This window comes from Thermosynechococcus vestitus BP-1, from assembly GCF_000011345.1.
Lineage (GTDB): Bacteria > Cyanobacteriota > Cyanobacteriia > Thermosynechococcales > Thermosynechococcaceae > Thermosynechococcus > Thermosynechococcus vestitus.
On the sequence record NC_004113.1, the window covers coordinates 1,293,848 to 1,313,174 of the forward strand.

At 56.0% G+C, this 19,327-nt stretch carries 14 protein-coding genes and 1 pseudogene; 12 read left to right on the plus strand and 3 right to left on the minus strand.

All coding sequences use genetic code 11. The features are described 5' to 3' along the window. Positions 1-2: 2 nt before the first annotated feature. Positions 3-743 (plus strand): DUF561 domain-containing protein, encoded by a 741-nt coding sequence (locus TLL_RS06315; RefSeq protein WP_011057089.1) that lies wholly within the window; start codon positions 3-5, stop codon positions 741-743. A 91-nt stretch (positions 744-834) separates the two neighbouring features. Further along, positions 835-1,725 carry an RsmB/NOP family class I SAM-dependent RNA methyltransferase gene (locus TLL_RS06320; protein ID WP_164920841.1) on the plus strand — a complete coding sequence of 297 codons (891 nt, stop codon included), beginning with the start codon at positions 835-837 and terminating at the stop codon, positions 1,723-1,725. On the opposite strand, the gene TLL_RS06325 is transcribed toward TLL_RS06320, so the two are convergent. Beyond that, a complete protein-coding gene (locus tag TLL_RS06325; protein WP_011057091.1) occupies positions 1,629-2,756 on the minus strand; it encodes a hypothetical protein in 1,128 nt (375 codons plus the stop codon). The two genes, TLL_RS06320 and TLL_RS06325, sit on opposite strands and share 97 nt — an antisense overlap. Before the next feature lie 38 nt (positions 2,757-2,794). Here TLL_RS06325 and glgP point away from each other — a divergent pair, with 38 nt between their 5' ends. From glgP to TLL_RS06370, 9 genes are all read left to right on the plus strand, one after another. Next, complete coding sequence (glgP, locus tag TLL_RS06330) at positions 2,795-3,748, plus strand: alpha-glucan family phosphorylase (RefSeq protein ID WP_011057092.1); 954 nt, start codon at positions 2,795-2,797, stop codon at positions 3,746-3,748. Between the two features lie 95 nt (positions 3,749-3,843). Then, a complete protein-coding gene (locus TLL_RS06335; protein ID WP_011057093.1) occupies positions 3,844-6,309 on the plus strand; it encodes an ATP-binding cassette domain-containing protein in 2,466 nt (821 codons plus the stop codon). 231 nt (positions 6,310-6,540) lie between these two features. Next, positions 6,541-7,461 carry a fatty acid desaturase family protein gene (locus TLL_RS06340; protein ID WP_011057094.1) on the plus strand — a complete coding sequence of 307 codons (921 nt, stop codon included), beginning with the start codon at positions 6,541-6,543 and terminating at the stop codon, positions 7,459-7,461. 502 nt (positions 7,462-7,963) lie between these two features. Beyond that, entirely contained in the window at positions 7,964-10,150 is a 2,187-nt protein-coding gene (locus TLL_RS06345; RefSeq protein WP_011057096.1) for an amylo-alpha-1,6-glucosidase, read from the plus strand. A 78-nt stretch (positions 10,151-10,228) separates the two neighbouring features. Continuing rightward, positions 10,229-12,946, plus strand: a complete 2,718-nt coding sequence (locus TLL_RS06350) for a bifunctional acetate--CoA ligase family protein/GNAT family N-acetyltransferase (protein WP_011057097.1) — start codon at positions 10,229-10,231, stop codon at positions 12,944-12,946. A gap of 72 nt (positions 12,947-13,018) precedes the next feature. Continuing rightward, on the plus strand, positions 13,019-14,155 hold the full coding sequence (locus tag TLL_RS06355; protein ID WP_011057098.1) for a 5-(carboxyamino)imidazole ribonucleotide synthase: 1,137 nt from the start codon (positions 13,019-13,021) through the stop codon (positions 14,153-14,155). Positions 14,156-14,167: 12 nt separating this feature from the next. Further along, a complete protein-coding gene (locus tag TLL_RS06360) occupies positions 14,168-15,703 on the plus strand; it encodes a hypothetical protein (protein ID WP_011057099.1) in 1,536 nt (511 codons plus the stop codon). A gap of 2 nt (positions 15,704-15,705) precedes the next feature. After that, positions 15,706-15,999: a DUF2103 domain-containing protein gene (locus TLL_RS06365; protein ID WP_164920842.1), complete on the plus strand. Its 294-nt coding sequence runs from the start codon at positions 15,706-15,708 to the stop codon at positions 15,997-15,999. 3 nt (positions 16,000-16,002) lie between these two features. Next, positions 16,003-17,001 carry an ABC transporter permease gene (locus TLL_RS06370; protein WP_011057101.1) on the plus strand — a complete coding sequence of 333 codons (999 nt, stop codon included), beginning with the start codon at positions 16,003-16,005 and terminating at the stop codon, positions 16,999-17,001. Between the two features lie 397 nt (positions 17,002-17,398). Here TLL_RS06370 and TLL_RS06375 read toward each other — a convergent pair. Continuing rightward, positions 17,399-17,656 (minus strand): annotated as a pseudogene (locus TLL_RS06375) (hypothetical protein); the annotation flags it as partial. A 73-nt stretch (positions 17,657-17,729) separates the two neighbouring features. Here TLL_RS06375 and TLL_RS06380 point away from each other — a divergent pair. Further along, on the plus strand, positions 17,730-18,410 hold the full coding sequence (locus TLL_RS06380; RefSeq protein ID WP_011057103.1) for a response regulator transcription factor: 681 nt from the start codon (positions 17,730-17,732) through the stop codon (positions 18,408-18,410). 6 nt (positions 18,411-18,416) lie between these two features. Here TLL_RS06380 and TLL_RS06385 read toward each other — a convergent pair whose 3' ends face one another. Beyond that, on the minus strand, positions 18,417-19,319 hold the full coding sequence (locus TLL_RS06385) for a ChaN family lipoprotein (RefSeq protein WP_231833736.1): 903 nt from the start codon (positions 19,317-19,319) through the stop codon (positions 18,417-18,419). Positions 19,320-19,327 lie beyond the last annotated feature (8 nt).

Below are 19,327 nucleotides of genomic sequence, written 5' to 3' on the forward strand. Positions count from 1 at the left end.
CTATGTTGCATCCGCGCTTAACCGCTGCCTTTAAGCAGCGTTCTGTTCTGAAGATTATCAGTGGCCTCAACAATTTTGATCGCGATCGCGTGCGGGCGGTGGTGATGGCCGCCGATCAAGGGGGCGCCACCTTTGTGGATATTGCTGCCGATCCTCAACTCGTGCACCTTGCCAAGGAACTGACGACGCTGCCAGTCTGTGTATCGGCGGTGGAACCCTTGCAACTCCTAGGGGCAGTGGCCGCTGGTGCCGATCTGGTGGAAATTGGCAACTATGATAGCTTCTATGCCCAAGGGCGAGTATTTAGCGGCGAGGAAGTGCTGGCCTTGACGCGCCAAACCCGCGAGTTGCTGCCCCAGATCATGCTGTCGGTGACTGTGCCCCATACGCTGCCCTTGGATCAACAAGTTGCCCTCGCTGAAGCCTTAGTGGCCGCCGGTGCCGACGTCATTCAAACGGAGGGGGGGACGAGTAGCCAGCCCCACCACGGTGGCACATTGGGTCTCATTGAAAAAGCCGCTCCCACATTGGCGGCAGCCTATGAAATTTCCCGTGCCGTTTCGGTGCCGGTGCTGTGTGCTTCGGGGCTTTCGACGGTGACGATTCCGCTGGCGATCGCCGCTGGGGCTGCAGGTGTAGGGGTTGGTTCTGCCGTCAACCAACTCAATAGTGAAGTGGCCATGGTGGCCAGTGTGCGTGCCCTTGTCGAAGCGGTTAACACTGCCATTGCCGTCCACGGCTAACCCTGTGGTCCAACCCTCTCGATTGGCCCTGGCCTGCGCGAATCGCCTTTTTGAGGCGGCGGACAATCGGGAGCGATTCCTCCAGGCGCTAATGACCCCCCCAGCTTATCCTGCCACGGTGCTTTGGTGTGGGGAGCCGGCTGCTGCCCTACCTTTTGCGGCCTTACCACCGCTGCCGTGGCAACCCCCCTGGGTGAGCCGCTTTGTTGCCGGTAGTCCAACGGGTCAACACCCTCTCCATGCAGCCGGTGCCTATTATTGCTTGGATAGCTCATCGGTGTTTGCGGCGGTTCCCCTGCTCACCCTGCCCCAGGAGCCGTCCTTGGTGATCGATGTGTGTGCGGCACCTGGCGGGAAGAGCCTCTTTGCGTGGCGATCGCTCCACCCTCGCTACCTCATCTGCAATGAGACGATTGGCAAGCGAGTAGGGAAGCTCATTGGCAATCTCAAACGCTGTCGCGTCCATCCCGTAGGCGTCACCTCTTGGGATAGCGAAGTGCTGGCTGCTGAATTCCAAGGCACGGCCGATGTCGTCATTGTCGATGCCCCCTGCTCCGGTCAATCCCTGCTGGCCAAGGGACAAAAAGCCGAGGGCTGCTTCCATCCTCTGACCATTCGCCACAACCAACGGCGACAAAAACGAATTCTAGCGGCGGCAACCACCCTTGTGCGTCCGGGGGGATGGCTGCTCTATAGCACCTGCACCTTTAGCCAAGATGAAAACGAGGATGTGGCTGCTTGGCTCATGGCAAAGTTTCCCCACTTGCTTCCTCAACCCGTGCCGGCCCTGGCGGCCTATCAATCCCATTTAGCAGCATTTCCCTGCTATCGGCTATGGCCCCACCAAGGGGAAGGGGCGGGCGCCTTTACGATTCTCTGGCAACATCAGGGCAAGGGGGAATCCAATCCGCTACCTGATTTAGGCAACCGTCGCGCCTTTGGCGATCGCTGGCGCTGGCAATCCAGTTCCCAACCGGCATAGGTAATGGCCGCAAAGGCATTTTCATCTAAACACCGACCGAAAATGCGACTACTGGCAATCGCCGCGCGTCCGATCAATGTTGCTCCTAGAAGCCGCCCTTGGCGATTGATGACCACTTGTCCTAGGCTCTGCCCCTCGGGACTCCACTGCTGAATCTCCCAGAGTTGAATGGGTTCCCTAAGGGACTGCTGCGCTTGCCGCCCATTCCAACCCACCCGCGCCATAGGAATTGGTAAGGCAATCCACCAGGGCTGGGAACGGTAATCGAGGGGTATGGGTCGGCGCTGCAAAATCTGGCGGGCGATCGCAAAAGCTTCAAAGTAGGTCAGGGAGGGCAAATGGTATCCCCGCTGCCAACCGCCACAGGCATAGATTTGGGGGTGACTGGTACGTCCGTAGCGATTTAACCGCAGCCAACCCTGGGCATCCCGCTGTAGGGGGTGTAGATGCAAAGGACTGAAATCCGGGGCTTTGCGCTTTCCCGACCCGGGAATAGCTAGACCCAGAGCCTTTAGGGCAGCGTGCAGACGATCGTTGAACCACGCATCTTCTGTTGTCACCACCGGCAGACCTTGTGCATCAGCATTAGGGGCTTTGCCAGACCAGTAGTGCCAACAGGCCAGCTCAATTCTGCTGAGGGCATCCATATCCTGAAAATCCATTGCCGCTGGTGCATCAAGGAGCAAATAGCCTCGCGCGTAAAGGCGATCGCCCCCCACCTGAAAATGACAGCGTGGCCGCCAAACAAATTCCCCCACCCCTGTGATCACATCTACCCCCACGAGTTCCAAGACCGCAGGGGCATAGCGTCGCTGTCCGTGGCTGAGGTGGGCTTGAAAGTGCTGCCAATGCTGGGCATCTAGGGTGCGGGGCGGAAACTGGGATAACCACCAGCGTTGCCACTGCCATTGCCACTGTCCATCAGGGGGTGGGATCACCAAGCCAATCCGCCCCAAGGGGGCACACCGATAGGCAATATCTAGCGCCAAGGGACTAGCGGCAACAATCAGCAAATCATACTCAAAACGCATAGGAAATTAAGATAGAAACGACGACATTGGCAGCCCCTATGACGCCCATCCGCACGTTTAACGTTCGTCCCCACTTGCCGCAACGTTTGGAACCCCTGCGGGAACTGGCCTACAACCTCTACTGGACGTGGCACACCGAGGCGATCGCCCTGTTGCGCCGCCGCGATCCAGAACTGCGGGAGGAAACAAACCCCAACCCGTTCACCCCCTTGGGACCCATTGGCCAAGATCGCCTCTGGGATGCAGCTGCCGACAACGGCTTTTTGGCACAGACGGAGCGGGGAATGAGCCAGTTTCAAGAATATGCCCAGCCTGTCCAGACGTGGTACCAGCAAACGGGCCCCGATGCGCCCCCGGGGGAGTGTATTGCCTATTTTTCCCTTGAATTTGGCCCCACGGAGTGCCTGCCAATCTCTTCAGAGGGCTTGGGGGTCTTGGCTGGGGATCACCTTAAATCCGCCAGTGACCTAGGACTCCCCTTGGTGGGGGTGGGATTGCTCTATCAAAAGGGCTATTTTCCGCAGTACCTCGGTGGCGATCGCTGGCAGCAGGAGTGCTATCCCAGTAATGATTTTTATACCCTGCCCCTCAAGCTCATCCCTACCCCTGAAGGTCAAGAGCATCGAATTAGCGTCGATTACCCCAATCGGAAGGTGCAAGCACGGATTTGGCAAGTCCAAGTGGGTCGGGTTCCCCTCTCTCTGTTGGATACAAATTTGCCAGAAAACAGTGCCTCCGATCAGCCGATCACCGATGACCGCTATGGCGGTGATACCGATCTGCACGGCTTGGGGTTGCGGCCAACGGTCTATCCCATGAATGAAGGGCACTCGGCCTTTTTGTCCCTAGAGCGGATTCGTCAGCCGCTCACCGAAGACCATCCCACCTATGGTGGGTCCTTGGAGATGGTGCAGGCCAGCCAGCTCTTTACCACCCATACGCCCCTGCCTGCGGGAATTGATCGATTTCCTGCCGATAAGGCGATCTACTAGTTCGCCAGCCGTCCATGAGGTTGTTTCTGTCTTGATTGAAACTGTGACTCGGTTTTGCCAACCCATCAAACAGGCGTCCCCTTTCTAAACGGCCTATGCGATCGCCCCCGCCAAAAACGGTTGTTGATCTACCCACCGTCATCCTCACCCTCGAAAGTCAGGGGAAAACACTGACCTATTCCCTGACACAGCCAGAACATCGCCTGGGACGGGATCACCAGTGGGCGGATTTGGTGGTGCCCGATGATCCACTGTGGTCAGTGATTTCCAGCCGCCATGCCGTTTTTAAGCAACAGGGGGCAACCTACTACCTCTGGGATGGAGATGGCCATCAACGCCGCAGCACCAATGGCACCTTCTACAACCAACGCCGCATCGGCATTGAAGAGGGCTTTGCTCTCGGGGAAACCCTACGGCTAGAAATTGGCCAAGACCCGAAAAACAAAGTGCAATTGCTGGTCCAGATCCAGTTTTCGGCAACCGCCAGTCCACCCCCCTTACCACAGCAGCGCCGCCTTGTCCTGAAAACCCTCAAGGAATGGCCGCTGACTTTAGGGCGGCAAGCAAGCAACAGCTATCGGCATTGGCAACTGGATGCCCCCACGGTGTCCCTGCACCACGCCAGTATTGATCGCACCAGTGCGGGTCTCTACGTTCTGAGGGATTTGGGCAGCAGCAACGGCACCTACGTCAACGCCAAACTCCTCAAGGGACCCTACACACTGCGCAACGGTGATCAGATTCGCATTGGGCCTTTTGTCCTTCTCTACCACCATGAGACCTTAGAAATTAGGGACCAGGGCAGTCATCTTCGCATTGATGCTTGGGGATTGGAACGACGGGTAAAAACTCCAGCGGGCGATCGCGCCCTCTTGCAAGAGGTTGCCTTTGTGGCGGAGCCGAGACAACTTGTGGGGATTGTCGGTGGCAGTGGTACGGGGAAATCCACCCTCTTAAAAGTGTTGATGGGGCTCGATCCGCCTCAGGAAGGACAGGTGCTGCTCAATGGTTTGAATTTGCATCGCCATCTTGCCAGCTACCGCCACCAAATTGGTTATGTTCCCCAAGATGATATTGTCCATGCCCGCCTCACCGTGGCCGAAGTCCTGAATTATGCGGCGCAACTGCGCTTACCCGCGGATACCGATGCCCAAAACCGCAGGGCAGCAGTTGAGCGAGTTCTTGAACAGGTGCAGTTAAGGGGTACGGAACATCAACGGGTGGCCAGCCTCAGTGGCGGTCAGCGCAAGCGGGTGAGTATTGCCGTTGAGCTATTGGCCAATCCCAAGCTCTTTTTCCTTGATGAACCCACGTCGGGTCTAGATCCGGGGCTCGACTTTTTGCTGATGCAGTTGCTGCGGCAATTGGCCGATCAAGAACGCACAATTGTTTTGGTTACCCACGCCACGAGTCATGTGTATTTGTGCGATCGCCTACTTGTTCTTGGTCCTGGGGGGCGGCTTTGCTATTTTGGCCCAGCCGATGAGGCTCGTCAATTCTTTAGTCCAACGGGCGATCGCCCTCTCAATTCTGTGGCTGAAATTTATGCTCTCCTGACTCCCGAAAATAGTGCTGCCTGGAGTCAAAAATTTCGCCAATCTGCCCACTATCAACGCTACCTTGCCAGCCACCTCAGTATCGGGCCGCACTACGAGAGTACCAGTGTTCTGGGGGCAGAGAGTCGTCCCAATGCCGAAACACCACCGCAGCAGCCGGCACCGCCTCACCTCTACCAATGGCGGGTATTGTGCCACCGGCAGTGGCAACTCCTGTGGCGCGATCGCCTCAGCCTTGTCTTAAATTTGATCAGTGTCCCTATTGCCCTGCTGCTTACTCGCTTTGCCAGCGATCGCTCCCCCTTTGTCCCCCAAGATCCCCCCAGCCTGCTGCAAGCGGCTCAAACCCTGCGCATTCTCTTTGTCTTTACCTGTGCCTGTCTTTGGGTGGGACTCTCGGGCTGGGCGCAAGCCCTGATCACAGAGGCGGCCATCTACCGCCGCGAACGCCTTGCCAATCTCAGTCTCTGGGCCTACATGGCCGCCAAACTCACCCTTGGCAAGGGCATGGCTTTGGCACAAACGCTACTCATTACCCTTGTGGGACTGTTGGCCTTTGGTCTGCCAAAGGGTGCCCTCCTCCCTTGGCCACTGGGGTTTGGCATCACCACCTTCCTGACACTAGTGGCGAGTCTCTGTTTGGGGCTTTTGATCTCGGCTGCTGTCCACAATAGCGATCAAGCCAGCAAGATTTTACCGCCGTTGCTCCTGCCGCAAATTATCTTTGCCGGCGTCCTCTTCAAGCTCACGGGCATTGCAACGGCTCTCTCTTGGCTGACGATTGGCCGTTGGACAATGGGTGCCTATGGTGCCTTGATTGACGTGAATAGTATGGTACCGCCACCTCTTGATTTTGGTCTCTTTGAACCACCGCCCCAACCCTTTGATCCGACCCCTGTCTATGCCCCCACTTGGGGTAATCTGCTGCTGAATTGGGGAATGCTGATGCTCCACAGCCTGACTTACATGGGTGTGGCCACCTATCTACAACGGCGCAAAGGCTAGTACGGTGCTTTCATCACCACGCAGTAAGACTGCAAACCTCGTCCCGTTAGTCGGGTGATCAGCTGACAGAATGCTGAGGGATGTTGCTGTTCTTAAAACCGGTGTCCAAAAATACAACGACTCTCGCTCAAATCGGTTATGCTAGTATCCTAGGCTTTTTAATTCTAAACTACTCGCCCTAACCAATCAGTATTCCCTGACCTTCAGTTCAAAGAATTGAGGCGAGCATCTATGACCCTATCGGGGAGTTCCCCTAGCCTGCTCTCTGTTGCCGAGCTACAAGACCTCAATCAACGCAGCAATTGGGCTGGCCTGCGACAGTTAGCCCTCCATTTAGGCATTCTCCTTGTGAGTGGTGCAGTGGGGCTGACGCAATTTGGGAAGCACGGGTGGTTAGCAATGCCGGCTCTCTTCCTCTGTGGCACTAGTTTGGCGACGATGTTTGCCACGCTCCATGAGTGCTCCCACCGCACAGCCTTTGCCAGTCAATGGTTGAATGACGCGGTGGCGTGGTTGGCGGGGCTGCTGTGTTTTTACAACAGTGATTTTTACCGTCGCTATCACAGATGGCACCATCGCTACACGCAAATCCCCGGCAAAGACCCAGAACTGGCTGATGGCAAGCCCACGAACTGGCGAGAGTACCTCTGGGAACTGAGTGGCTTACCTTGGTGGTGGGGCAAACTAAAAACCTTCTGGCATCTGTTCCTGGGTCGCTTGGAGGGCTATCCCTACATCACCCCTGAGGCGCGTCCTGCGGTGATTCGCTCGGCACGACTGCAACTGTTGACCTATGGGGGGGCGATCGCTCTTGCAGTTGCCTTGGGTTATCCTTGGCTGGTCTTGGCTTGGATCGGACTCTTAGCGGTGGGTCAGCCAGTTCTGCGATTTATTTTGCTGGCGGAGCACACCCATTGCAGCCACGATGCTAATGGCTTGATGAATACCCGCACCACCCTAACTCTGTGGCCGATTCGTCTCTTCATGTGGAATATGCCCTACCACACGGAGCATCACCTCTATCCTTCAATTCCTTTCCATAGCCTTGGTAAGGCGCATACACTCCTGAAATCCCATCTAGGGCACTGTGTCTCGGGCTATTTCCAAGTGCATCGCCAAATTGTGGCACAGTTCAAGCAACCATCACGGTAGGAACAGGGCAAACCCGGTACTTTCCCCTTGTCTGTGGTGCGACCTTGCAGACCCAGAAGTGGGCCGCTGCCGCGGGAATATCTACCGCAGGGTTGGGAAGCTCATTATGGCCGCTGGGATCTCCAGGATAGTTATATTAACACTTGGCTATATTAACACTTAGCTGAAGGGTGATATCGGCTCCCTGGGCACCGAGGGCGATGATGCTGCTTGAGGGCCAAAATCCTAGGGATGGCGGCCAGTACCGACCCTTACTTTACAGTAGAAGACTGCCAGGCAGAGGCAAAAGGATTGCCAAGGCCCAGGGGATTGATTTGGGGACACCGTGGTGGCAATCCTCCCCTGCGGATGCTGTGGTGATGCCGTGGCGGAACTTTTGGCCAGTGCTTGACTTTCTGTATATCTACTTATTGCGATCGCCCGAGCACTGCGGGAAGATCGAACAAATAAGCCAAAAATAAGCCAAAATTGTTCCTGCTCAAGAGAGACCGCTACCACGCCCATGGAGACTGATGTTGTTTCCCTGTACGGGCGCAACTACATTCCCATTGTCGCCCCGCCCCTGCCTGCCACCAAAATTCAAACCCACCCCAAAACGGTTCCCGTCCTCAAGGACGATGATGTCTTGCTGATTTGTGATGAGTTGGGCAATATCTGCAATGACGAACAGCAAACGGCGATTACGGGGCTATTTTGCCAAGATACGCGCTTCCTGAGTCAAGCGGAGTTGCGGGTGGGGGGCGATCGCCCCGTGCTTCTGAGTTTTCATTGTACGGGTAGCCACGCCCTCAAGGTAGTGTGTACCAACCCCAAACAGCCCAATGTACCAGCGGAAGCGCTGGCCATCGAACGCTGCCTCGTTGTGCGCGGCGCCCTTTTTGAAACGATTCTGATTACCAACCACCAAGTACAGCCGGCAGTGGTGGATATTCAGCTGACCTTTGGGTCAGACTTTCAGGATTTATTTGAAATTCGCCAATACGGTGGTGGTCGCCCACAGCGGGGACAGACGTTGCAACCCGTCAGTTGTGAATTACGCCACACCAAGGGACGCGCCGATCTCTGCTTTGCCTATCAAGGCCTGGATGGTGCCCTGATGGAGACCCAAGTGCAGTTCTTGGGCACTCCCCCCGACCGTCTTGAGGACACCACGGCCACATGGCACCTGAAGCTGGAACCCCAAGGCTACCACAGTATTCACTATTGCGTCCGTCCCTTTACCAATGGCGCCCCCACGGCACAGGTGGCAGTTCCTTCCTCCCTAGCGGCTGCGGATCAAGCGGCTCAACAGGAACGGCAACAGTGGTGGTCAGACTGTACAGAAATCGTCACCTCGAATCCGCAGTGGAACCGCATCCTGCGGCGGGGGATGGCGGATCTCTATATGCTGTTGCAGTCCTTTGGCCATGGCAAGGTTTTGACTGCGGGTATTCCTTGGTTTGCGACGCTCTTTGGTCGCGACTCAATTATTTCAGCAATGCAAACGCTGATCCTCAATCCGGCGATCGCCCGCGATACCCTGCGCACCCTTGCCCACTACCAAGGCCGGGAAATCTGTCCTGAGCGCGATGAGCAACCGGGAAAAATTCTCCACGAGCTGCGCTTTGGCGAAATGGCACGCAACCGCGAAATCCCCCATACCCCCTACTACGGCACAGTGGATGCCACACCGCTGTGGCTCATGCTCTACAGCGACTACTATGCGTGGACAGGCGATCGCGCCACCATCGAGGTGCTCTGGCCCCATGCCCTTGCTGCCATGGCTTGGATTGATCAACAAATGGCCGCCACGGGCTACCTCAGCTATAATCGCCAAGCCGCCAAAGGGATTGACAACCAGGGTTGGAAGGACTCCGGTAACTGCATTGTTAACCGCCGCGGCGAACTGGCCCAGGGTCCCATTGCCCTCTGTGAGGTCCAAGGCTATGTTTATGCCGCCAAAACTCGCCTCAGTGTTATTGCTCACGCCCTAGGCTATGGCGAGTGGGGCGATCGCTGGCAGCGGCAGGCCACCGACCTCAAAGCGCGCTTTAACCGCGACTTTTGGCTGGAATCCGACGGATTCTATGCCCTTGCCCTCGACGGTGAGGGTCGGCCGGTGGATAGCCTCACCTCCAATGCTGGCCAATGTCTGATGACAGGGATTTGTGACCCCGAGAAAGCCCAAGGGGTGGGGCAACGGCTGCGGCTACCGGATCTGTTCAATGGTTGGGGGATTCGTACCCTGAGCAGCACCTCCCCAGCCTACAATCCCATTGGCTACCACTTGGGGTCAGTGTGGCCCCACGATACCAGCCTGATTGCCTTTGGTCTGCGGGCAATTGGCGATAGTGACTTTGCCCTGACTCTTGTGGATACCCTTTTTGAGATGACCTGTCGGCAGCCGGATTTGCGCCCCCCAGAACTGTTCTGTGGCTTCGATCGCCAGACCTATCCCCAGCCCGTACAGTACCCAGTGGCCTGCTCCCCCCAAGCCTGGGCAACCGCCAGCCTCTTCCAGTTCATCCAGATCATGGTTTGGCCACTTGTGGATGCTCCCCAAGGCAAATTCTTGCTCCACCAGCCCCTGTTGCCCGCCAGTATCGAGGAACTCCACATTCGGAATCTACGCCTTGGCGACAGTCGCTTTGAGCTGCGGCTCTGGCGCACGGGGGAGAACGGCTGTGACTGGGAACTCCACACCGCGTAATGAAGGGTCACTTGGCGCGATCGCCCTCGCTAAAGTAGAGGTGGCTCAGTTCCCATCTTCTGTAACGCGAGTAACAACATGACCCGAACCACGGCCTACGACATTTGGCGCGCCGGTCACCAGCCCCTGCGTCCCCTCTTTGCCCCCAAACGCGTTGCGGTCATCGGTGCCAGCGAAAAAGAAGGTAGTGTTGGCCGCACCCTGCTGTGGAATTTGATTCAAAGCCCCTTCGGCGGCACCGTCTTTCCCGTTAACCCACGCCGCAGTTCTGTGTTGGGCATCAAGGCCTATGCCAGTGTGACGGCTATCCCAGAAGCGGTTGATCTCGCAGTCATTGCCACCCCTGCGGCTACAGTGCCAGCGGTGGTTGCCGAGTGTGCCGCAGCAGGCGTCAAAGGAGCCATTATTGTTTCAGCCGGGTTTCGCGAAGTAGGGGCAGCGGGACTGGCTCTTGAAGAAGAGATTTTAACCATTGCCCGTCAGGCGCGGCTGCGCATTATTGGCCCCAATTGTCTAGGGGTGATGTGTCCGCCCACGGGTTTGAATGCCACCTTTGCCGCCACAATGGCGCGATCGGGACATGTTGGCTTTCTCAGTCAAAGTGGCGCCCTGTGTACCTCAATTTTGGACTGGAGTTTGCAGGAGAATGTCGGCTTTAGTGCCTTCGTCTCCATTGGCACGATGCTAGATGTGGGCTGGGGTGACCTCATCTATTACCTAGGCGATGATCCGCAAACCCGCTGCATTGTCATCTATATGGAATCTTTGGGGAACGCGCGATCCTTCCTCTCAGCGGCGCGGGAAGTGGCCTATATCAAGCCCATCATTGTCATCAAAGCCGGACGCACGGCTGCTGCTGCCCAGGCCGCCGCTTCCCATACAGGGGCATTGATGGGATCCGATGCAGTGGTGGATGCAGCCCTAGAACGCTGTGGGGTGCTGCGGGTGGAAACCATTGAAGATTTGTTTGACATGGCAGAGGTCTTGGACAAGCAAGCGCGTCCCAAAGGCCCCCATCTAACGATTCTCACCAATGCGGGCGGCCCAGGGGTCTTGGCTACTGATGCGCTGATTCGTGCCGGTGGCAAACTGAGTTCTCTTTCCGCAGAGACCCTACAGGCACTGAATCAAGTGCTTCCCCCCGCCTGGAGCCACGGCAATCCCGTGGATATTTTGGGGGATGCAACCGCCGATCGCTACCTCAAGGCACTGCAGCACTGTGAAAGGGATGCCAACAGTGATGGCCTCCTAGTGGTGCTGACGCCCCAAGCCATGACGGATCCCCTGGCGATCGCCCAAGATCTCGCCACCTATGCCCAAAACCGTCCCAGTGGTGCCAAGCCAATTCTGGCCAGTTGGATGGGGGGCAGCACAGTAAAACCAGGGGAAGCCCTTCTCAACCAAGCGGGCATTCCCACCTATGGCTATGCCGATACCGCCGCCCGCATCTTTAGCTATATGTGGCGCTATAGCGACCACTTGCAGGCACTGTACCAAACACCCACTTTGCCCTTAACCATTACCCCCCCGAATCGAGATTCTGTCAGTCAACTATTTGAGCAAGTGCGTAGCGAGGGACGTACCCTGTTAACGGAGTGGGAAGCCAAGACTGTTCTTGCTGCCTATGGCCTACCAGTAGTGGAAACCTGTATTGCCCGCAGTGAAGCAGAGGCAGTGGCTGCTGCCGATCGCCTCGGGTATCCCGTGGTTCTCAAGCTCTATTCACCAACCATTACCCACAAAACTGATGTTGGAGGTGTTGCCCTCAATCTTCCCGATGCCGCTGCGGTGATCACTGCCTACCAACAAATTGAGCAAAATGTCACCACTGCTGTGGGGGCGGGTCATTTTGCTGGCGTCACTGTGCAGCCGATGATTCCATGGAAAGGGTTTGAGCTCATTGTGGGCAGTTCCACCGATGCTCAATTTGGCCCAGTGATTCTCTTTGGCACAGGCGGACAGTTGGTGGAAGTCTTGGAGGATACCGCCATCGCCCTGCCCCCCTTGAACACCACCCTAGCGCGGCGCCTCATTCAGCAAACCAAAATCTCCCGTGCCTTTGCCGGCGTGCGGGGCTGGCCAGCCCTTAACCTTGCCCTGCTTGAGGATCTGCTCGTACGCTTTAGTCTGCTGGTGGTGGAGCAACCATGGATCAAAGAAATTGACATCAATCCCCTGCTGGTGGCACCCCCCGATCGCCTACTGGTCCTAGATGCCCGCATTGTGCTCCACCAAGACGAAAGCATGTTTGTTAAGCCTGCCATTCGTCCCTATCCCAGCCAATACGTCAGGCCGTGGCAGTTGCGCGATGGTACGCCAGTGCTGATTCGCCCCATTCGGCCAGAGGATGAACCCCTAATGCGCCAGTACCATGCCACCCTCTCGGAGCAGAGTGTCTATTTGCGCTATTTCCACCTGATGAAGTTGTCGCAGCGGGTTGCCCACGATCGCCTGGTGCGCATCTGTTTTGTGGACTACGATCGCGAGATGGCCCTTGTGGCAGAACACCAAGGGGCCGAGGGGACTGAAATTATTGGCGTTGGCCGCCTTAGCAAGGAGCACTTTAGTCCCACGGCGGAGTTTTCGCTGTTGATTAGCGATCGCTGGCAGCGGCAAGGCCTTGGCACTGAATTACTGCAGCGGTTGATTCAAATTGGCCGCGATGAAGAGCTGAGGGCAATCCACGCCTATGTTCTCAAGGACAACGAGGGGATGATCCGTATTTGCCGCAAACTGAACTTTGAGTTGACTGCCGGCGATGATCCCAGTGTTTGGTTTGTGCAGCTCACTCTCTAGGAGTGGCCTTGAGGGAACATTGACGTAGGACAATAGTTTCCGTTGAGTCTATTGCGGAAATCGTTGGACATAGTGGATAAAATAACGCGGATTGGTGTCATTGGTGGTGGCCAGTTGGCTTGGATGCTGGCCCTGGCGGCCAAGGAAATGGGACTTTCCCTGTGGGTACAAACCCCTGCAGCAACGGATCCCGCCGTCGCGGTTGCCGATGGCGTGTGCTATGGGGCGATCGCCGATGGGGCGACCACAGCCCAACTGGCTGAGCACGTTGATGTGATTACCTTTGAGAATGAGTTTGTTGATCTGGAGCGACTCCAGCACCTTGAGCAGCAGGGAGTTTGTTTTTATCCTCGCTTGGCTACTTTGGCTCCCCTCCTGAACAAATACCAGCAGCGGCGCTTCTTACAGGCCCTGGGGATTCCTGTACCAGCGTTCACCTATTTGGGGGATCGCCCCCCCAGCTTTCCCTGTGTGATTAAAGCCTGTCGCCATGGCTACGACGGCCAAGGGACGTTTGTCATTACCGATGAGCAGGCCTGGCAGCAGTTTCAGCAACGCTGGCCAGAAATTCCGCCCCAAGGGTTTTTGGTGGAAGCCTTTGTGCCCTATGTCAAAGAACTGGCAATCATGGCAGCGCGATCGCCCCAAGGGGAGATTGCCCTTTATCCGGTGGTGGAAACGCAGCAGGTGGCTGCCATCTGTCGCTGGGTGATGGCCCCTGCCCCTATTGCCCCCCAAGTCAGTGAGCAAATTCAGCAGATGGCCCGCCAAATCCTGACGGCCCTTGATGGCGTAGGTATCTTTGGCATTGAGTTTTTCCTCACGGCCACGGGGGAAGTACTGGTGAATGAAATTGCCCCCCGCACCCATAATTCCGGACACTACACCATTGATGCCTGTGTCACGAGTCAATTTCAGCAGCATTTGCGCGCCATTAGTGGCCAGCCCTTAGGCAGTCCTGACATGCGGGTAAGCGCAGCCGTCATGGTCAATCTCCTTGGCTTAGCCGAGCCGCAGGTTGACTATGGAGCAAAATGTCAGGCCTTGGCGGCTCTCCCCCACGCGAACCTGCACTGGTATGGTAAAAGTCAAACCTATGCCGGTCGCAAGTTGGGGCATATCACCGTTCTTTTGGAGGACCCAGCGGCAGCAATGGGAATCATCCAGGAAATTGAAGCCATCTGGTATAGTACGCCTGTTGCGGTGTGATTGTTCCTGCTGATGCGTTTTCACTTCTTTCCTCAGCCCCTTGATCGCGCTGCTTGGAGTGTGTTCCTTGTGGCGCTGGTGCTGACCCTTTTGCTGGTATGGGGGGGCGATCGCACCCAGGCCCAAGTGCGGGAGTTTTCATGGCAAAACCGCGATGTGGGCGCCAGCGATCGCGCCTTTATTCTTTCCTTTAATCGGCTGATGGATTGGTCCTCGGTGGCAACACATCTCAGGATTGAGCCAGCCCTTGAGGGCAAGGCCAGTTGGTCAGGGCGCCGTTTTGCCTACACGCTGACGCAGCCGATTCCCTACGGTCAAACCTTCAAAGTCTCCCTAGAGGATGCCGTTTCTGTGCCCCAAGGGAAACCGATCAAACCCTTTCAGGGGCAGTTTCGCAGTCGCGATCGCGTCCTGGTCTACCTTGGCTCTGGTGCCGAAGAGGGCCGCCTTATCCTCTATAACCTGACACTGCAACAAAAGATATTCCTCACTCCCCCCAATCTGCGGGTGTTTGATTTTCAGCCCTATCCTGCCGGCGATCGCATTCTCTTTAGTGCGGGGGAACGGGGCGAGCAAATGGGCTTTGACCCTCAACTGTACATCGTCACCACCGGCCTATACTTCAATGCCCCCGATACCCCCCGCCGTCAAGCCCACCCTGCGGGCGAAATTTCCCTGATTCTCGATAACAGCGAGTACCAAAATCTACGCTTTCAGTTGGCCAATGATGGCAGCAAAATCGTGGTGCAGCGGGTGAATCGTCTCCAACCTGCGGATAGCTCCCTGTGGCTCCTCGATGAAAATTTTCAGCCCCGCCGCCTCAACCAAGCTGCGGCCGGTGAGTTTCGCATTGCGCCGGACAACCAGCATTTAATCATTGCCCAAGGGCAGGGATTGGCCATTGTGCCCCTAGAAGCCACCAATGGTGAGAGTAACTTTGACTTTTTGCCCCAGTATGGCATGGTGCTGGATTTTAGCCGCGATGGGCGACAGGTGGCCGCAGTGAAGTTTAACCCCAACTTCTCGCGATCGCTCTATGTAGTAGACATTTTTGGCGAGCATAGGGAGGTGCTGACCATCAACGGGTCAATCATTGCCGGTCAATTTGACCCCAGCGGTCAATTTCTCTATGTCATTCTCACCCGCATCGAAGGGGAAGGCAATTACCGCGAAGTTCCCTATCTTGCGCTCCTTGATCTGAAAACTAAGGAACTGTTCAAGCTCAAGGATTTTGACCCGCAGCAGGAGCTATACCTGAGCTTGGCACCCGATGGCCGTACATTAGCCATTGACGCTGTTGAGGGCCGCGAAATTCCTGCTGAGGTCGATCATGGCGATCTGTATAGCGAAACTGCGCCAGTCACCCCCAGTCCCCGTGATCTGGTAGAACTCCCCCCTGCTCCCCCAGGATCACCCCTGCCACCGCGTCAACTGCCTGCCCAAGAGCATCAAATTTGGCTTCTCCCCCTAAAATTAGATCAAGATAAAATTGTCGTTGGGATGCCAGAACCTTTGGCACCCGGCTTGCAAGCACGGTGGTTACCTTAGCAATGGCAGCAACAACAGGTCGGGTTGTCCTGAATCACTCTACTCACATCGAAGGCCTGATTCCCGTCTTGGAAAAATTAGCCAAGGTGGCGGGAATTAGTACACTGACGCCCGGCGTCATTGCTCCTGTCAAAGGTAAATCCCCCCATCTGCATCTACGGGTTTCGGTGCCCATCAAAGGCGGGTTTAAGGTGATTGCCCGCCGCGGCAAAACCGTGCAGGAAGTTTTTGTTATCACCCAGCTGAGTGAAGCTGAATTGAAAGCGGCCATTGATGCCGTGCTGGCCTCCAAATAAGCCATGCTCAAATCCATTGGCCAAGGCCTTGGGAACGAAACGAGCCGCCTGATTTTGCGCCGCTTGGGGGAGGCCCTGATCACGCTGCTATTGGCCTCGGCGCTCAGTTTTGCCATTATGCAACTGGCACCGGGGAACTATCTCGACAATCTTAAGGCAGATCCGCAGATTTCTTTGGAACGTTTGCAGGAGCTGGAGCGGCAATTTGGCCTCGACAAGTCACCTGTAGAGCAATACTTTCGCTGGCTGTGGCAGATGATTCGCTACGGCAACTTTGGTACCAGTTTTGTTTATCAGCGATCGGTGGCCTCCCTATTGTGGGAGCGAGTACCTGCCACCCTTCTCCTCTCCTTGAGTTCGATTCTGCTGACCTGGGGCTTAGCCATTCCTTTAGGGATTTGGGCAGCGGTAACCCAGGATCGTTGGAGCGATCGCCTGCTGCGGGTCATCAGCTACATTGGCCAGGGGTTTCCTAGCTTCATTACCGCCCTTCTGCTGCTCTTTCTTGCCCAAAGTACCCCCTTGTTTCCAGTGGGGGGGATGACCAGCCTGTTTTACGATGATCTTCCCTGGTGGGGCAAAATCCTCGACATTGGCTGGCACCTGATTTTGCCGAGTGTGGCCCTCACCCTCACGAGCTTTGCCGGCCTCCAGCGACTCATGCGGGGAAATTTACTGGATGTGCTGCGCCAAAACTACATCCAAACCGCCCGCGCCAAGGGACTGCCAGAATCACGGGTCATTTATGTCCATGCCCTGCGCAATGCCGTGAACCCCCTGATCACGCTCTTGGGGTTTGAATTTGCCAACCTCCTCAGTGGTGCCTTTATTGCCGAGTTTTTCTTTAACTGGCCGGGTCTTGGTCGCCTGATTTTACAGGCAGTGACGGCTCAAGACATTTATGTGGTCATGGCCAGTCTGATGATGGGGGCAGTGATGCTGATTGTCGGCAACCTACTGGCAGATTTACTCCTTAAGTGGGCTGACCCGCGGATTAGGTAGTAGCCACCCTTGCCACAGGGATTGAAACCCTTAAAACAGGCAGCGTGGCCGAGGACGCCTGGCGAAATTTGAACGGCCACTGAAGGACGGCAAACCCCAGAGCACAAAAGAGCAAGGGGGCCAGGGACGGGTGCAATCGGAACGTTTCTCTGCCGGCAGATCTATTCAGGTGCCCCAACGGTTGATTCTGCAACAGAATCGCCTGGAATCCCTCTAGGAGAGGGTTTGAGAGTTTTCAGTAGCTTTGGAGCAAAGAACTTGACCTCCCTGTCAGGAAATCCCTCGGAATGGGGGGTGCCATCCGCTCAGGGAGAGGCCACGTTATAAAGTTCCCCTGCTTTTCTTCGGAGCCGGAGACTGAGGGAAAGCTGCTTCATCAAGGTTTTGATGTCCCCTGTTCATGACTGAGAACATCAATGTTGGCGATCGTATAGCTACCACTGCCCTCAATATAAAATTCCACCGTTTCGCCAAGGCGATAGCGCTGAAACCACTCCGAACGCTGCACTGTTTCTAAGTCATCGAGAAAGTCAGCCCGCAAGGCCGTTTTCAGTAGGCTGCTTTTGTTCAACCGCAGATCGTGGGGGCGTTGCTCGATCTGGTCGAGGGGTTCATATTGCGGTAGGTACCACGCCCGCAGCGCAATAATCGCCATTTCATCATTCCGCCTAGATACTGCCAATATGGTAAAGCATAGGTAAATTCAGTCCTGGTGCAGGAGACGGCAAATGACGGCAAAATTACTGCTGGTGGATGATGAACCGGGGGTGCGGGAAGCGGTGAGCGCCTACTTAGAGGACAGTGGCTTTGAGGTGACAGCGGTGGCCAATGCTCAAGCCGCCCTAGAGTATCTAGAAACCCATGTGCCGGACGTCATTATTACCGACATTATGATGCCGCAAATGGATGGCTATGCCTTTTTGGAAACAGTGCGCCAACAGCCCCATCTCAGTCATATTCCGGTGATTTTCCTGACCGCTCGAGGCATGACGCGCGATCGCATCCAAGGCTATGATGCTGGCTGTGATGCGTACCTCGCCAAACCCTTTGACCCCGACGAACTGGTGGCCATTATTAAAAATCTGCTGCGGCGCCAAGCGGCTGCTCGCGATGAAGCCGAGCCTAATCTGGCGGAACTAGCCCAACAAATTGCTGAGCTGCGGGCAATGCTCGTCCAACAGGGGAAACGCCATCCCACTGCTCCCCCGATTCAACTGGATCTGACTCCCCGCGAAGCCAGTGTCCTCCAACTGGTGGTCAAGGGTCTAATGAATAAGGAAATTGCTAGCCAGCTGAATACCAGTGTTCGCAATATTGAAAAGTATGTGAGTCGCCTCTTTGTGAAGACAGGTACAAGTAGCCGCACAGAACTCGTGCGCTTTGCCCTTGAACATGGCTTGGCTGACTAGGAAAGGCTAGGGGGGATCGCTTTGCCAGAACCAGTCGGCAATGTGGGGTTTGGCTTTTTCGGTTGCTGTGGGATTGAGGAGGATAATTGCTTGGCGGAGGTTGGGGGAGAGCCGTCGCTGTACCCGTTGGGGAATGCCATCGCCAAAATAAACATGGCCCCGCCCCGTCAGCACCACAATCAGGCGATCGGGATGCTGCTGATGATGTTGAGCAATGACTTTGGCCATTGTTTCATCCCAAAGGACTTGGGCTTGGTAAAAGAACTCAAAATTCATACTGTGGCTTAGCCCTTGATGGGCAGCCATAAAAATTTCCTGCAGGCGATCGCGATAGGCGGTGTTACTCAAGTCCATATCTGCCAGGGGCGGAATATAGCGAAAATCCTCTTCCCCTAGGCTCTCTAGGCCTTGGCGTGCCACTTGCCGAGTGACTTCGGTGGGCGTGTTCAAGGCAATCAGGGGAATCTGCTGCTCCTTGGCAAAGCGAAAAATCGGTGCATACAGTGACCAAGGAAAGCCCCAGCGCTGGGCATATTGGGTTTGCACCAGCAATTCCATCTCTGTAATTTCACCGCGAATGTAGGCATCCAGGGCGGCTTGAAAGGGACGCTGAATCATTTCTAGGGCGATCGCCAGGGGGCGCCGCCGCTGCAATTCCTGCAAAATCAACAACTGTGCCGCATGGTCAGCAACGCTGTCATGGGTTTCACCGAGGTAGAGGATGTGCTGCCGCTGCCACTCGCCATAGGCTTGCTGTAGGGTGACTGCTTCGGTGCCTCGCCACACCTGCTGCGCTTTGCTGCTGGGGGTTCCTACAAAAAAGAGGGCGATCGCCAGGGTAAGGACTAAAGGCGGCCAAGGATGGAGCGATCGCCACTGCCCTAACCGCTGTCCAAGGGGGGATGCCAAACGATAAA